Genomic DNA, 16,447 nt, shown 5'->3' on the forward strand with positions numbered 1-16,447 from the left:
GATAATAGTAATATTTAAAAGAATAAGGACTTTTACTGTGTTTAGTTCCAAAAAAAGTAAGTGATACTAATTTAAAATGAAATTTTATTTAAAAAAAATAAGAAATATTCAGAATTAGTTCTTGACTTTAGAGTAATAAAGAAGTATAGTGTTTTTATTACAAAAACATGTGTATTTATTATGAGGACACGAAAGCTTTTGATTATTTATAAAATTATCTCAATGTATATAAGCTTTAATTGTCTACTTAGATTTACGTAGATATTCAGAATTATTAATAATAAAAATAAAGTTTAAATATCATTCTAGTTAGTTATTTAAGTATATGAAATTATATGTAAATTAAAAGTACAAAAGCTAAATACTCATATAGATAACAGAAGGAAAAAGAATTTGAGGAGGATTTAAAATGAAAAAGCCATCATTAATAAGTAAAATTTTTATTGCATTAATCTTAGGAATTATAGTAGGTCTTATTTGCAAATCTACAACTACTGAATTTCCAGTGAGAATATTAGCAACCTTTAGTGGCTTATTTGGAAACTTTTTATCCTTTGTTATTCCACTTATAATTATAGGGTTTATAGTTCCTGGGATAGCTACTTTGGGTAATAAGTCAGGAAAGGCTTTATTAGTAACTACAGCATTAGCATATATATCAACAATAGCTGCAGGAATTAGCGCATATTTATTAGGTTCTACAGTGCTTCCTAAATTCATTAAGGACGGAATCCTATTAAGTGATGGGGGAGCAAGTGTTATACCATTATTTTCAGTTGAAATTCCTCCTGTTATGGGAATTATGAGTGCATTGGTATTAGCATTTATTTTAGGGATAGGAATTTCATCTATTAAGAATAGTACTTTATTAAAGGTCAGCGATGAATTTAGTAGAATAACAACTATGATTATATCTAAAGCCTTAATTCCACTAGTTCCAGTTTATATAGGAGCTATATTCTGTAAACTAACTTACAGTGGAGAAATATTTACAACATTAAAGTCCTTTGCAGTGGTATATATTTTACTATTTTCACTTCAAATAGGATATTTATTATTACAGTATAGTATTGCAGGAATTATAAAGAAGGAAAATCCATTAAAGTTATTAAAGAATATGATGCCAGCATATATGACTGCAGTTGGAACTCAATCTTCGGCAGCAACTATACCAGTAACATTACAGTGTACTGAGAAAAATGGTGTAAGTGAAGGAGTTAGGGAGTTTGTAATTCCTTTAGCAGCAACAATTCACTTAGCAGGAGATACAATAACTTTAGTTCTTACATCTATGGGGGTAATGTATATGAATGGACAAACTCCTACTTTAGGAAGGATGGTCCCATTTATTATAATGCTTGGAGTAACAATGATAGCTGCACCAGGGGTTCCAGGAGGGGGAGTAATGGCTGCACTAGGACTTTTAGAGTCAATGCTTGGATTTGGAGCTATTGAAAAGCCTATAATGATAGCATTGCATGCTGCACAGGATAGCTTTGGAACAGCTACTAATATAACTGGAGATGGAGCTATTTCAATAATAGTAGACTATATTCTTGAGAAAAGGAATATAAGTTCAGAGGAAGAGCTAGAAATTAAGAAACAAGTAGTTTAAGAAGATAAATTTTTATATAATCATAATCCCAGTTATAGTATAATTGAGATAATTATATTTTATGGGGGTAAAACATATGAGTAACGGATTAAATAAGGAACTTAAAGTTTTTGTTTACGGAACATTAATGAGTGGATTTTACAATAATAATAAATATTTAAGTGGTAAGGTAGAGTCCATAGAAAAGGCATGCGTTAATGGAAAGCTATATCAACAATTTATGGAGAGTTATCCATCGCTTTTAAAGGGTGAAGATAAGGTTTATGGAGAGCTTATTACTCTTAAAAACTTTGAGGAAGATATAAAAGCCTTAGATAAGTTAGAGGAGTTTTTAGGAGAGGGAAATCCTAAGAATCTTTATCATAGAGAAGTTATCTTAGCTAATTTAGAGGATAATAGTAAAGAAGAAGCTTATGTATACTTTTTCAATGTAAAGGATGAAAAGGATTTTGAGGAAAGTACTATGTATATACCTCATGGAGACTGGAGAAGGTATGTAGCTGAAACTAGATAAAAAAATAGGGGGCTGGCATGTATATAAATTCATATTGAATTTAATATATGTCAGCCCCTTACCTAAGCTATAATCAGTAATAGGGTGGGATTCTTTGGGTGTAAAATCCCGGAAGTTAATTAAAAAAGGAAAATTTATAAATAAATACGTATTAAAATGCAAAAAAGTTTCACATAAATATTAAATAATATAATATTTTAAAAAAATTAATAAATATAGATAACTTATGGGATATAATTAGGAGTTTATAAAAATAAAATAAGGGATATTGTACAATTAACTTTTAATTAGTTAGTTGTACAATATCCCTTTTTATATACTTATTTTAATGAGCTGAGTTATTTGTAGTTGTACCATTAGAGTTATTAGTTGTGTTATTTGATTTATTTTGTGTATTAGTATTTGTAGTGTTATTTGTATTATTTGGTGTAGTAGTTTTAGGTTGCTCTTCTGTAAATAAGTTAGTATTGTTATCTACATTTAATTGATTTCCAACAGGTATAATATCATTATAAATGAAATCATGTATCTGCTGCTGAGTAATCTTCTTATCGAATCCTATACACTCTCCTATACTTAACTCTAGAGGATAAACCTCTTGAGTTGTAGGGAAACGTTGTTGAACTAATTCAGAAGTTGTACCGGATAAGAAAGAAGATGTTGCTATCTTTAACATTTGAGTACTATTCATACTAGTTTCTACAAATGGAGCTAACTTAGATATTATGCTTGGAAATTTAGTAGTTCCAGATTGTAATATTTTATTTGCTAAGGCTGCTAAAACTGTTCTTTGTCTATCGGTTCTTCCAAAGTCAGAGCTTGCTGTATATCTTATTCTAGCATAAGCTACTGCTTGAGTACCATTAAGTATATGCTTACCAGGTGTTGCAAGGGGAGTATATTCAGCATCCCTTGCATAAGATTGATCGCTAGCATAGCCGTTTAAATGTGGAAGCTCTTCCGCTGTTACATCTATTTCTACTCCGCCAAGCTCATTTACTATATCTTCCATAGACTCAAAGTTAACAGTTGCATAATCCTGAATGTTTAAATTAAAGGTTTGGTTGATGGTTTTAATTGCAAATTCAGGTCCACCATAAGCATAAGCTTCAGTTAACTTAATTCCACCATGTTTTTCAGTTTCAACATAACTATCTCTCATTAAAGATGACATTTTAATTTTATTATGTAAGTTATCTATTGTAAGAACCATAATTGCATCAGAACGGAAGACTGTTTCTCCAGGTCTTTTATCCACACCGAATAAAGCTATGTTTATAATGTCTTTATTTGCTTCTTCAGGAGGTAATTCACTTATGCCTAAATCCACTTTGTTTTTAGAGATTTCCTTGGTTTTAATTGAACCAAATATGCTATACGCCCAAAAAACTACGCCAAGTATTGCTACCAAAAAAACAGAAAGAACTATTAATGCAACTTTCCTTTTTTTGTTTTTATTCTTTTTTTCAGAATTCCTTTTGCTCATTTTTTCACTTCCTTAATTTATCGTCTTTATAAATTTAGTATACATTACATTATAGTATATTTTTCTTTATTGGAAAAGCCAAATAAAAATAAAAACTACTAATATGTTACATTATATACTAAAAACTTTAAATGTAAAATTACATAAAGATTACAAAAATATATTCTAATTAATAATTGAAGATTAAAATTATTTTTAAAATATGTTATTACATTGAAATTTATAATTAATAATTATAGGAAGAAATAAGTATTAGAAAACCTATTTTAAATTCCTATATAGTTAATATGTGCATATTTTATTTATAAATGTATATAAAATATATAAGTTACAATTAATATTTTATATTTATATTAATCCTTATATGAATTACTGTATGTATTTTATAATGAGTATTAACTCTAAATATAATTGGTATTGTTTATTACAATATATTAATACATAGATATAAGTTTAAATTAATCTTCTAGAAGCATATACTTTGCAGTATTCAATCTGCAACATCGTACTTTAGTACATATTTACATATTAAAGTTTTTTATCTTATGAACTATGAATGAGGTTTATTTAATTCAATATATATTAAGCATTAAATTTATTCTACAATGTACCTTATATAAATAGAATGAAAATTCTTCAAAAGGATATATGTTTAAAAATGTATATAAAGGTATAAATGAATTTAAGATATAAAGAGGGGGAATATATAAAAAGCTCCTAAAATTATATTGTTTTAGAAGCTTTTTATGACCTTCATTTACTATATGAAACTAATCTCATTGAACGTTGCACAACAGATAATAGGAATAATACTGCTACAGAATTTAGCAATGTTGCAGGTAACACTACAGTAAGAAATAATGCAGTAAAACTAGTTGGTAATCCTACTATTAAATAAGCTGATCCTAAGAAAATTGTTCCGCTTACAAGAGTACCAAGTACAGATATTATACATGTCTTGATTATATTTGATATTTTATTTCCTAGTATAGTATTTAATCCATAAACTACAAGTACAGTAATAAACTTATCTATTATATTAGGTATTTGACCACCTGGAAATGTTGTAGTTAAAGCAGTTAAGAAACCTGCTACTAAGCCTGTTACAAGAGCTGATTTAAAGTCCTCATTAACAATAACAGCAACAAACATCATAGAAAGTAGTAGGTCAGGTTTCATACCCATAAATATTCCAGGAACAATGTAGTGTAGAAGTAAACCTACAGCAAGTAATACAGCACTAAGAACTAATTTTTTTGTTTTCATTTTGAAATCCCCCTTAAAAATATAATTTTTTATAAATAAAAAAACCTCACCCTAAAAATTAGGGCGAGGTTATGTATTCGCGGTACCACCTAAATTATGCTTAAAATTAAATATAAGTATAAAATCTTAAAGCATATCTCCACTTCAGACACTAACATGTCTTATCTCTTTTAACGGTGAGCTTCCGTCAGATGCTACTCTTTTAAATAAAATTTAAAATTTCGTTCTGCTTCTCAAAGGTCCATTCCCTAAGGCTCTCAATACTAGGATCACACCACCCCTAGTTCTCTGAAAATGTTATACCATAGGTACTCTTCCTTGTCTTAGAATTTAAGAAAATTTTGTTAAATTAATTATATATATATTATATTCACTTTGCAAGAGAAAAGTGATAAATTTTCAGAATTATTTTAAAAAAGTTGCAGTACACCATTCAGCACTTTGAACTTTATAGTCTAAAGTAAATCCATAAGATTCTATGTTACTCTTAACTTTATCAAAACTCCATTCAACTAAACCTGAAACTAGTAGTTTACCTTTAGGGTTTAAGTGATTAGTTATAAAGTCCATAAACATTATCGTTTCATCACCACCGATATTAATAACTATAAAATCGTAGGTTTTTTCCAATAAATTTTCCTCTAAGAGATTTCCAACTTTTACTTCTATATTATTGAAGTTATTTAGTGATGCATTAAACATAATTTCTTCAGTTACATCGCGGATATCTACTGCTGTAACTAATTTAGCATTCTTAGCTGCAGCGGCTAAAGAAAGTATGCCTGAACCTGCCCCGATATCTAAACCGGTTAAGTTAGTAAAATCTTGTGATAAAATATATCTTAAGCAGTCTTGAGTAGTTTCATGCAGACCAGTTCCGAAAGCACCCTGAGGAATAAAGTTAATTTTCTTTTTATCCTCAACATTATATTCAGGATCTGCAAATATCCATCCATTATTTAAATCTAAAGGTTCAAATTCATTTTCAAAGCTTTGCACTTCAACCTTTTCACTATATATTGAATCTATAAGTAAAGTTTCTTTAATTGTATTAATACAAGAATTAACCTCATTTAAATCATCACTCTCAATTATTACATTATAGTCTATAAGTTCCTCTATATTCTCATAGAACCCATAGCCGTTATCATCTGTAGTAATAGTTAAAGGACTTTCATAGAACACATTATATATATCTTTTATGTAAAGTTTTTCAGTTGCTGTTTCTGCATCCTTTAAGGGATATTTGAATGTTAATTTGTACATAATAATCCTCCTAATAAGCTATATGTAATAATAAATAAAAATATCATTACACTATTATTAAGTTTAATATATTTTTTTATAAGGGTAAACCTAAAAACAAAAAAATAAGGGAGCCCTTATATTAATAAAACTTATAGGATACATACAATATTTGTAGATCAATTACAAATGCAATATCCTATGAGAGTTATATTAATATTATGGCTCCATTTAATGTATTAATATTCTAACTTAAAAGTGTTTTAAAATATAATGTACACATATCTAAATAATCTTTTTCAAGTTCTTCAGGAATTTTCTTATTTGACAGTGATTTCATAGATTCATCTTCTAATTTATAATCTATAGAAAAATTATCCTCTCCATTGAAAATATAAGAGGTTAAAAGATCCTCCTCATTATATGGAGTGAAGAATAAGACAGGATTTAAATTTCTATCTTTGAAGACCTTGAAGTTTGGTCGTTTTATATTAGTTGGATCTATATCATTTCTTGCTAGAAAATTCTTTAGATTACCTATTAAAGTTATATATTTATTATAATGATTACAGGTATCATCTATATTATCTATAAGTTTCTCTATAATAAACAATTGCTCAATTATTTTATCATCCTTTGGATATTTTAATGTTATATCTCTAATACGATCAATAATATCATGAGAAATAGTAATATCTTTAGATAATGGAGAAACATCAATATATAATATATCATTCAAGTAATCACAATTCAAAAATGTAGACTTTATACGGTTTAATTTAATTGTGGTATCTTGTTGTATAGCTTCTAATATATTTACATATTCCTCTAATTCTTCTATGGTTTTATATGAAGTTGATCTTATTAATGTAGATAAAAATTTGTCCTTAAAAGAATCTTTCATAATTTCTAATAACTCCTTTAATACAATAATCTATAAAGTATATTAAAAGAAATGCAAATATATTACTAAAAATAAAATATATTCGCAATTATAGTACTCTTAACTATGAATAATTAATGTGCTAAAGGTCAAAATAATTATGATTTTATAAAACAAGAAGATAAAAAAGGAGTGAAGTAAAATGCCACAATTAAGTTGTTGTGTAGATTCTTGTACACATAATAAAGAAAACTGTTGTTGTAAAAATACTATTAAAGTAGGAGGAAAAAAAGCTGAAAAACCTTCTTCTACTTGTTGCGAGAGTTTCCATGAACAAGATGGAAGTTTTACAAATAGTATAGAAACTCCAAATGCAGCTTTAGATGTAAAATGTGATGCAACTAATTGTATCCATAACTGTAATTGTAGTTGTGCTGCAGATTCTATAGATGTAAGTGGAGTATCTGCATGTAGCTGTGATCAAACACAATGTTCTAGTTTCCAAGAAAGATAATAACTTAGAAATTGGTCAATACTAAGATTTGCTTATAGAGTATTAAAAAAATAAAGGGCATCTAAATAGGAGTTTAGATGCCCTTTATCTTTTAAGATAGGATTTTAAATAGGTAACTTTAAAGAAAACAAGTTTCTTTAAAAGATAATATCAAGAATAATTAACTAGCTTTGGTTAAATCTTCAGACTCAGTAGTTTCTTCAATTCTGTTGTATTTTTTGTGATATACCTTAAATAGTATTACAGTAGCTGTTATATAAAGTGCTGAAGCTACATAGTAAGGAAGAGTATATCCATCTACTACAATAGATCCTATTGTAAATGCAGGAATTGTCATTACTATACCTGCAACAAATGAAGAAATTGATGTTAATCCAGATCTAAATGTAGATTGAATTCCAGATAGTGTAGCTCTTTTATCTGGTTCAACGAAGTCTAAAATTTGTGTATACATAACTGGCATTGCTAAGTTCATAAGTCCAGATCTCATAAAGAAAGATACTGCTAGAACAGGAAGCATAGCCGAACCGAACATGTTACAGTTTGCAATTATGATCATAAAAGGTATAGATAATAATGAACTAATACCTAATGTAGAAATTCTACCAAACTTTTTAACAAGCAATGGACATACAAGCATACCAATAACCATAGCTAGGTATTGAGCAGAAATAACGTTTCCAACTTGTACAGGATTTAATCCTAAACCACTCTTGAAGAAGTTTGAGAAGAATGGAGTGAATAATCCAGCACCAAGACCTATTAACCCCATATATACTAAGTAAATAAGAACTTCTTTGTTTGCAACTTCTTTGAAGCTTTGAACGAAAGTTTTCTTCTTTTCATTAACAGCTTTAGTAACTTTTTCGATTTTGATTTCAGTCATAAATAAAACAGGAATAGTTCCTATTAAAGATATAATAGCAGTTATAAGTAAGAATGCTTTATAAGCACCGATTTCAGTTAATCCGAAAGAGCTTTGTAAAGCAACAATACCGTTACCAGAAAGATTAGAAACTAAAGCAACTATAGCCCAATAACCAGCGTACATCATAGAGTTCATAGTTGTTCTTTGTTTCTCAGTTGTTGTTGCATTAATAACAGGAGCAGCTAAGATATCCCATGCAGCACTTGGTGGTCCTGTTAAAATTGTAATAATTAAAAGGAAGAACATATTTGGTACTAAAGCAGTTATACCAAATGTTAGAGTTCCTAAAACGTTACAGAAAATCAACATTTTTTTGTATCCGACCTTACTTGATAGAGCACCCATTGGTATTGCAAATAGTGCAACTAAAAGTGTGTTTAAGCTTAGCATAGTACCCAAAGCAAGTTCTCCGAATGCCATTTGGATAAATACTGTATAGCAAGTCCAATAAGCTCCACCTTGAATTGCGTAAAATAAGTAAGAAATTAAAAATAACTTAGAGTTCCTTGAGGAACCTTTTATGTCTCCAATATAATTTTTAATAGTAGACATGATTTACCTCCTTGTGGTAATTTCAATAAATTTAGTAAGTACAATAAATTTAAAATATTCTAACAATTATTATAAAAGTATAGATAAATTTCAGCAATAAAATTCAAAAGTGCCATTTCGACAGTGTAAAATTTGAATAAATATATTATTAAATTAAAATAAAATATAAATTAAGTTAATGATAGTGTTGAAAAATAAAAATAGGTTAAAAAAATTTCAAACAAACTACATAAATTTCAAAATCAAAAAAAATAAAACATAATAATTATAAAAAGGTTATGGAAATATTATATAAATGGTATAAAAATATAAAAATATCAATAAAAATTAAAATTAAATATTAAAAAGTATGGAAAAACATGAAAATCAGCAAAAAAAATATCAATAAAAAATATTGTGTGGTTTTTGTCAAACAATGATTTAAGAGTAGTAATATGCTATAATTTATAGAAAAGTAAGATTATAGGGGTATTTATAGGGGGAACAGGATATGAAGAAATTTAAAGCTATATTAGTTTTAGCTATTGTGATAATAGCTGTATTTTTAGGTGGATGTGGCAAGGATATTAAGGAAGATGCTAAAGATGTTGCAACAAAAGCCTTTGACGCATTAAAAAATAAGGATTATGAAAAATATTATTCATATTTTTCAAAGGACTCAATGGCTTTAATAGAAGAAACACCAGAAAAGTTAGCTGAGAGATTAAAAAATGAGCAGGGAGCTGGGGGAATAGATATACAAAAAATAAATATGTCTGATATTCAGGATAATGGTGATGGAATCATGATATTACCATATGAGACTGTATTTGTAGATAAAGCTAAGAAAGAAAAGATTGTAGAGGGTGAGATTGCCTTAAGAAAGGAAAAAGGTGGTTTCAAGATTTTATATGAAGGAATGATTAAAGCACAGGAGTATGAGAAAAGTAAAGATACATTACAAAGTGGACAATATAGAATTAGTGTATTTAAAAGCGTAGATGCAGTTAATGGAAAACATATATATACTCATATAGAAAATAACAGTGAGAAACTTATAGATTTTGGCGGAGGAGGAAGGGACTCTGCAAAAATCACATTAACAACTGATGAGGGAGTTTATACAGCAGAACTTAAAGCTAAGTATAAACCACAGGATGATACTGTAGTAGATATATTTTTTAAGGATGCCAAGGGTGAAGTACTAAAAGTTGAAGCTGAAGGAATATATTTTAGCAATGATCCATCTAGCATAGTTATATATGAAAAGAAAAATAAGTAGATTTTAAAATAAACTGCCCATGAATAGTGTTTAACTATCATGAGGCAGTTTTTTTAGCTGTTTTAATATAGTAGTATTTATATATTTTTAAGGGAAAGTAAACAATTTATTAAAGCTTACCTCTTAAGTAATAGCTTAATTTACTTAATAAAAGATTATAGTGTATAATATTAAGTAGCCTACTGTATACATTAATGAGGTGATTAATTAGTGAGAAAGGAATATATAAGTTTTGATAATGACTTGCCAGTTAAGGTGTCCTTTGAAACTATAAAAGAATATCCTATTCATTGGCATAATTCTATTGAAATAATGTTTGTTTTAAAAGGAACTATAAATGTTGATATAGAATCTGGTCATTATGAAGTAGAAGACAAAGAATTAGAAATAATAAATTGTTACGAGGCACATAGGATTTACTCAGATGATGAAGAAAATAGGGTATTAATTTTTCATATAGACCCTAACTTCTTTGAAAAGTACTATAAGGATATGGAAAATATATTTTTCTATACTAATTCATCGGAGGAGGGAGCACAGCAAGAGGAGAAGTATCAAATTTTAAGGAATTACTTAGCTATAATTGCGTGTGAAGCTATACAGAAAAGTGAAAATTATGATGAGGAAATAGAAAAAGTATTAGTAGATACCTTGTTTCATCTCATAAATAATTTTCATTATTTAATATATGATGAAGAAGATTTAAAGGAAAACGAGATTCAATTTGAGAGATATCATAGAATCACTAAATATATATATAATAATTATATGAATAAAATAAGTCTTCAAGACATAGCGGATCAAGAGTACTTAAGTTCCTATTACTTATCACATGAGATTAAAAATATGTCGGGTACTGGATTTAAGGATTTTTTAAATGAAACAAGAGTTGATGAATCTATAAAATTACTTTTAGATACAGAGAAAACTATATCAGAAATTTCTGAAGAAGTTGGATTTTCACATTCTAGATATTATAATAAGCACTTTAAGATGCATTATAATTGTACTCCTCTACAATTTAGAAAAAAATATTATCTAACAGAGGAAAACTATAATAAGGCTAAGAAGTATGAGATTTATAATTTAATAGAAGCAATTCCTTATTTGTCTTCATATTTAGAAGACTATGAAAGATTTAATTATGAAAATAGAATATACAAAATAGAAGTTGATGCAAGTAAGGATGGGAAAGAATTCTACCCTTATTGGAAAGAGGTTATAAACCTAGGTGATGCTAAGGAACTTTTAAAGGAAAGAGAGCAAAACTATATAAGAGGAATACAGAATAATATAGGTTTCCAATATGGTATACTTCAAAGACTTTTTAATAGAGACATGAAAATTTACTTCAATGAAAATGTAGACTTTCTAAATTGGAATGAGGTTGAAAAGTTAATAGAGTTTCTTATTGATATAGAAATGAAGCCTATAATAATAGTAAGTAAGATATTTGAAGAGGTTGATTTCTGTATTAGATTATTAGAAAGTTTTATTTTATACTTTAGTGATATATATGGTATGGAAGTGGTACAAGAGTGGAAGTTCCAAATATCTAAGACATTACCTACTGAATTTATAGAAGCTGTTAGAAGCATGTGTGAAAAGTATGATTTAGAGGATATTATAGAGGAAAAGTTTACTTATGATCATAGTATAAATCCTATATATGATTCTTCATATATGTTGCCATATGTTATTCATAACTTTATTAATAATGATAGAAGCATGTATTTTTTGAAGGCCTTTGACACAATAGAGGATGAAGTAGTTTTAAATAATGAATTATTTTTTGGCTATCCAGGATTAATTACTTTGAATGGTATTAGAAAATCATCTTATTATGCATATTACTTATTATCGAGGATGGGTGATGTGTTAATAGAAAAAGGTGATGGATATATGATCACTAAGAGTGAAGAGGATATTCAAATACTATTATATAGTTTCAATGATGAATTAAATAATTTAATTGATATAGATGAGATTTATAAGGGAAGAGGAAGTAAGCATATAACAGAAAGAAAGATTTCTTTATCCATTAAGAATCTTCAATATGATTATAAGGTAAATAAATATGAGATAAGTGAAAAAATAGGTTCAGCTTATAATAACTGGAGAAATATGGGTAGACCTAAGAGGCTTACTGATGAAGAATTAGAAGTTTTATATAGCATATCATTTCCTAATATATCTTTAAGTTATGCAAAGAAAACACCAGTTTTTAATATAATAACTAAGTTAGAAGGGTATGCAGCTACATTAATAACACTACAAAAAGTACAAAAACACCTGTTTTAAGGTGTTTTTTTGTTATTTACATAAATTGTTAAAAAGCTAAGTAAGCAAAAAAGTACTTTTTGATTAGCAACTCTGTGAATGTAAAGTCACCTTAACTTGCAATATAATATTAGTATAAGGACAACACAAAATAGGAGAAAGCAGCATTAAAGTAAAGTTTGAACTTTGCTTTGGGATTTAAAATGCGAGACATCGTATCTATGTGTCGATCCGATTTGGAACTTGACTATGTTCCAGGAGAGGTGAGATTTATGTCAAGTAATAATACTGTCACGATGAATAATAGACAATTCGCAGAAGAAAAAGTAGGTAAATTATTATTTAAATTTGCAGTGCCTGCAATAATATCATTATTAGTGGCTGAAATGTATAACATGGTAGATTCATTGTTTGTGGGACAAACTATAGGAGCAAATGGAATAGCTGCTCTTACAATAGCATTCCCAGTTCAAAGATTATTTTCAGCTATGGCTATGTTAGTAGCTGTTGGAGCTTCAACTGCAGTTGCAAGAAGTTCAGGCGCAGGTGAGTCACATAAATTAAAGACTATAATACCAAATGCTATGATTCTTATTTTGGGCTTAGGTATAGTCTTAATAGTAGGAATAGCATATTTTATTGATCCATTAATAATAAAGTTAGGGGCTAGCAGTGCTATATTCCCTTATGCAAAGGACTATATAAGTTTAATATTAATAGGTGGAGTATTCCAAGGATTATCCATGGTCATTGCAAACATAATGATGTCTTTAGGAGATACCAAGATAGTTTTAATGAGTACAAGTATTGGAGCAATAATCAATGTTATTATTGATGCTATATTGGTTTTAGGACTAGGCTATGGTGTTAAGGGTGCAGCTATTGCAACCTCTGTATCCCAAATAATATCATTAGTGTATGTTTTAGTTAAATTTTCTGGAGTAAAACACGCTTTAAATTTAAAGTTTACTTTTAAATTGGATAATATTATAGTAAAAGGAATTATGTTAGTTGGTTTTTCAACATTCATAGTTGAAATATCAGATGCTATTGTAGCTGTACTTTTAAATAACTTGTTATCTGGAATTGGTGGAGATAATGCTATAGTAATTGTAGGATTAACAACTAAGATATCAATGTTCTTGTTTATGACAGTTATGGGTATAAGTTCAGCAATGCAACCTATAGCAGCATATAATTATGGTGCTAGAAACTATAAGAGGTTAAAAGAAATAATAAGAAAATCAATAATTTCAGTTAGTGTAGCAACTATTGCATTATGGGCATTATTTATGGTATTTACAAGCACAGTTGTTAATGTATTTATTAGCGATCCAAGAGTTATAAGTGATGCAGCTAAAGCATTAAGAATAGTAATAGCGGTATTCCCATGTATAGGAGTATACTACGTATCCATATACTATTATCAAGCAATGAATATGGTTAAAACTTCATTCTTATTATCTATCTTCAGACAGATTATAGTATTTATACCTTTACTATACTTCTTAGTTAATGGACTTGGATTAGGTGTTTTAGGAGCTTGGCTAGCATATCCGATATCAGACTTAGTGTCATCTATAACTGGTATTATAGCAATGAAAAAAGCTACCGTATCTTTAGAAGAGATGGAAGGTAGAAAAGCTCCAAGAGGAAACTTTGCTAATGTTAGATTATAAAATATAAGTATAAATATAGGGGCTGTAGAGTACTGAAAATAGTATTCTATGGCCTTTTGTAATAGTAATAGTTAAGATGTTTGGATTTCAGTTTATATTAAGTTAATGGATAGATTAAGTTGGAATCTAATATATATTTAAATGTAAGAATAAACTTAGATAAAAATAATAAAAGTATTATATAAATTTATCATTATTTATATAATACTTTTACTTATATATACTTACATATATATATCAGATAGTTCAACTTTAATTTTTTGAATATTGTTAGATGCAAAGTTTCCATTCACTACATCAGGGAACTCTTGATAGTCAAGCGATGGATCTGATAAATTATTAGGTAAAGTAAATATAAATTCAGAACCATTATCCAAACTACTACTTAGGGAGATAGTACCACCGTGTAGCTCAACTAAGGATTTAACTAAGCTTAAACCTATACCACTTCCATAAACATTACTATTTACCTGATTTTTTGATTGAATAAATCTATCAAAGATGCATGCTTGATCCTTTTCAGGTATGCCCTTACCTGTGTCCTTAACAGAGACTTGTACAAAGTCACTATAGTTTTTAAGCATAACTGAAATAGTACCACCACTAGGAGTGTATTTAACTGCATTTGAAATTAAGTTGAGTAAAATACGTTCTATTTTCTCAGGGTCACATGCAATAACTCTCTCCTCTAGATCGGTATCAAAAATAAAATCTAAGTTTTTAATTTCAACATAATTAGCTACAGATAAAGTCATTTCTTCAATAATAGAAACTATATTAAGCTTAGAAAGATTTAAATTGAAATATCCCGCATCTATTTTTGTAACATCAATTATATTGTTAATAAGTCTCATAAGTCTAAAACAGTTCTGTTTTAAGCTTTTAAACCTACTTCCAAACTTATCATATAAGACTATGTCATTCATAGCTTTTAAGTCTAGATCAAGCATTTGCAAGGTTGCATATATGATATTTATAGGTGTACGTAATTCATGTGAGATAGTAGCAAAAAATTCATTTTTAAGGACTTCTTGCTCTTTAGTTTCTTTAACAATACGGTCTGCATATATAACTTCATCAGTTATATCTTCCGCTACAAAGATTATTCCGCATAAGTCACTTGATGAAGAATTATAAGTACTTGCATGGATTTTTAGCCACATAGTTTTATTTAAGGAGTTTATGCACTTACATTTAAATGGTTCAGTAGTTACATTGTTTAAAACCTTTTTAAAATAAGATAGAAACTCTTTTCTATAATCAAGGCCTATGAATTCATAAATATTATTTTTATAAATATTAGAGACATCTAATCCTAAAATGTCTTTATAAGTAGGACTTAAGTACATAATAGTTCCATCAAATGAAGTAAAACAAAATAATTCCTTTATATTTTCGAATGCAATCTTACAAAGATCTAATTCGTAATCTGTATTATTCTTTAAGGTATTAGAAGTATTACTAGTAGTAGGACTGAATAGAATATTTGATATAGTTAATGAATCTTTATCCAGTGTTTTTAATAAGTTAATACCTTTTATTGATAAAGTTGAGTAATTTTTTATAACTTTAAGTAATTCAAAATACTCATTTTTAAACCAAAGAAAATTAGGATTTTCAAGGCATAGCAAAGCAAAGACCTTATTTTTAGTTATTAAGGGTATTGATATTAGAGAATTTATTTTATTATTACTAATATAGTTATCCATTAACTGTGGCTCTTTAGAAATGTCATCAATTAATAAAATTTCTTTATGAGTTACAGCTAAAGATATAAATTTTATTTCATTACTAAACTTAGACTCAATTAAATTATCATTACAATTATCACAGAAGTAAGAACTAACGTAAGTATCATTAAGTGCAATCAATTGGCACTTCGTTGAATTTGTTACTTGTGTTAAAGACGCAAGTAAATATTGTAATTTTTCTTCGGGTTTTTCTGATGATAATACATAGTCAAACAAGTTGTTTATTTGAGTCAAAGATCCTATCATTGTATCACTTGATAAAGTATCCTTGTCCATAAATAATAATCCCTCCAAAATTGAAATAAAGCACCATTGTTATGGTAAAAATTACATGCACATATATTATGATACAATAAATTCAAAAAAAATCAAGAAAATTAATAAAATTTATAAGGAAAACCATTGAAAAAATGTAATAAATAAAAAAAATATATAAGTAAAAATCAATTTTTACTTAAAATTAAAAACGAAAT

At 27.8% G+C, this 16,447-nt stretch carries 12 protein-coding genes and 1 other annotated feature; of the genes, 6 read left to right on the plus strand and 6 right to left on the minus strand.

Going from position 1 to position 16,447, the window contains the following annotated elements; all coding sequences use genetic code 11:
- Positions 1-409 precede the first annotated feature (409 nt).
- Positions 410-1,615: a dicarboxylate/amino acid:cation symporter gene (locus BUA48_RS09200; RefSeq protein WP_072831762.1), complete on the plus strand. Its 1,206-nt coding sequence runs from the start codon at positions 410-412 to the stop codon at positions 1,613-1,615.
- Between the two features lie 76 nt (positions 1,616-1,691).
- Positions 1,692-2,129 carry a gamma-glutamylcyclotransferase family protein gene (locus tag BUA48_RS09205; RefSeq protein ID WP_072831763.1) on the plus strand — a complete coding sequence of 146 codons (438 nt, stop codon included), beginning with the start codon at positions 1,692-1,694 and terminating at the stop codon, positions 2,127-2,129.
- 325 nt (positions 2,130-2,454) lie between these two features.
- Here the strand turns inward: BUA48_RS09205 and BUA48_RS09210 are convergent, their stop codons facing one another.
- The 4 genes from BUA48_RS09210 to BUA48_RS09225 form a co-directional block, all read right to left on the minus strand.
- Positions 2,455-3,615, minus strand: coding sequence for an LCP family protein (locus BUA48_RS09210; protein WP_072831764.1), 1,161 nt, complete (start codon positions 3,613-3,615; stop codon positions 2,455-2,457).
- 753 nt (positions 3,616-4,368) lie between these two features.
- Entirely contained in the window at positions 4,369-4,881 is a 513-nt protein-coding gene (locus tag BUA48_RS09215; protein WP_072831765.1) for a tryptophan transporter, read from the minus strand.
- 56 nt (positions 4,882-4,937) lie between these two features.
- Positions 4,938-5,215, minus strand: a binding site (T-box leader).
- Positions 5,216-5,286: 71 nt separating this feature from the next.
- Positions 5,287-6,147 (minus strand): 50S ribosomal protein L11 methyltransferase, encoded by an 861-nt coding sequence (locus BUA48_RS09220; RefSeq protein ID WP_072831766.1) that lies wholly within the window; start codon positions 6,145-6,147, stop codon positions 5,287-5,289.
- Between the two features lie 226 nt (positions 6,148-6,373).
- Positions 6,374-7,030, minus strand: a complete 657-nt coding sequence (locus tag BUA48_RS09225; RefSeq protein WP_072831767.1) for a hypothetical protein — start codon at positions 7,028-7,030, stop codon at positions 6,374-6,376.
- 181 nt (positions 7,031-7,211) lie between these two features.
- Between BUA48_RS09225 and BUA48_RS09230 the strand changes: the two genes are divergently transcribed.
- Positions 7,212-7,523: a DUF1540 domain-containing protein gene (locus tag BUA48_RS09230; protein ID WP_072831768.1), complete on the plus strand. Its 312-nt coding sequence runs from the start codon at positions 7,212-7,214 to the stop codon at positions 7,521-7,523.
- A 160-nt stretch (positions 7,524-7,683) separates the two neighbouring features.
- Here BUA48_RS09230 and BUA48_RS09235 read toward each other — a convergent pair whose 3' ends face one another.
- Positions 7,684-9,003 (minus strand): MFS transporter, encoded by a 1,320-nt coding sequence (locus BUA48_RS09235; protein ID WP_072831769.1) that lies wholly within the window; start codon positions 9,001-9,003, stop codon positions 7,684-7,686.
- A gap of 490 nt (positions 9,004-9,493) precedes the next feature.
- Here BUA48_RS09235 and BUA48_RS09240 point away from each other — a divergent pair, with 490 nt between their 5' ends.
- From BUA48_RS09240 to BUA48_RS09250, 3 genes are all read left to right on the plus strand, one after another.
- A complete protein-coding gene (locus tag BUA48_RS09240) occupies positions 9,494-10,264 on the plus strand; it encodes a hypothetical protein (RefSeq protein ID WP_072831770.1) in 771 nt (256 codons plus the stop codon).
- A gap of 210 nt (positions 10,265-10,474) precedes the next feature.
- Positions 10,475-12,565, plus strand: a complete 2,091-nt coding sequence (locus BUA48_RS09245; protein WP_072831771.1) for a helix-turn-helix domain-containing protein — start codon at positions 10,475-10,477, stop codon at positions 12,563-12,565.
- Positions 12,566-12,816: 251 nt separating this feature from the next.
- On the plus strand, positions 12,817-14,223 hold the full coding sequence (locus BUA48_RS09250) for an MATE family efflux transporter (protein WP_072831772.1): 1,407 nt from the start codon (positions 12,817-12,819) through the stop codon (positions 14,221-14,223).
- A 224-nt stretch (positions 14,224-14,447) separates the two neighbouring features.
- Here BUA48_RS09250 and BUA48_RS09255 read toward each other — a convergent pair whose 3' ends face one another.
- Positions 14,448-16,250: an ATP-binding protein gene (locus BUA48_RS09255; protein WP_072831773.1), complete on the minus strand. Its 1,803-nt coding sequence runs from the start codon at positions 16,248-16,250 to the stop codon at positions 14,448-14,450.
- Between the last annotated feature and the right edge of the window lie 197 nt (positions 16,251-16,447).

It is taken from the genome of Clostridium collagenovorans DSM 3089 (assembly GCF_900130005.1).
Taxonomy (GTDB): domain Bacteria; phylum Bacillota; class Clostridia; order Clostridiales; family Clostridiaceae; genus Clostridium_D; species Clostridium_D collagenovorans.

Coding starts and splice junctions, on each gene's coding strand:
- BUA48_RS09215 (WP_072831765.1), bottom strand. CDS start 4,881: ATGAAAACAAAAAAATTAGTTCTTAGTGCTGTATTACTTGCTGTAGGT.
- BUA48_RS09255 (WP_072831773.1), bottom strand. CDS start 16,250: ATGGACAAGGATACTTTATCAAGTGATACAATGATAGGATCTTTGACT.
- BUA48_RS09200 (WP_072831762.1), top strand. CDS start 410: ATGAAAAAGCCATCATTAATAAGTAAAATTTTTATTGCATTAATCTTA.
- BUA48_RS09225 (WP_072831767.1), bottom strand. CDS start 7,030: ATGAAAGATTCTTTTAAGGACAAATTTTTATCTACATTAATAAGATCA.
- BUA48_RS09250 (WP_072831772.1), top strand. CDS start 12,817: ATGTCAAGTAATAATACTGTCACGATGAATAATAGACAATTCGCAGAA.
- BUA48_RS09210 (WP_072831764.1), bottom strand. CDS start 3,615: ATGAGCAAAAGGAATTCTGAAAAAAAGAATAAAAACAAAAAAAGGAAA.
- BUA48_RS09230 (WP_072831768.1), top strand. CDS start 7,212: ATGCCACAATTAAGTTGTTGTGTAGATTCTTGTACACATAATAAAGAA.
- BUA48_RS09205 (WP_072831763.1), top strand. CDS start 1,692: ATGAGTAACGGATTAAATAAGGAACTTAAAGTTTTTGTTTACGGAACA.
- BUA48_RS09240 (WP_072831770.1), top strand. CDS start 9,494: ATGAAGAAATTTAAAGCTATATTAGTTTTAGCTATTGTGATAATAGCT.
- BUA48_RS09235 (WP_072831769.1), bottom strand. CDS start 9,003: ATGTCTACTATTAAAAATTATATTGGAGACATAAAAGGTTCCTCAAGG.
- BUA48_RS09220 (WP_072831766.1), bottom strand. CDS start 6,147: ATGTACAAATTAACATTCAAATATCCCTTAAAGGATGCAGAAACAGCA.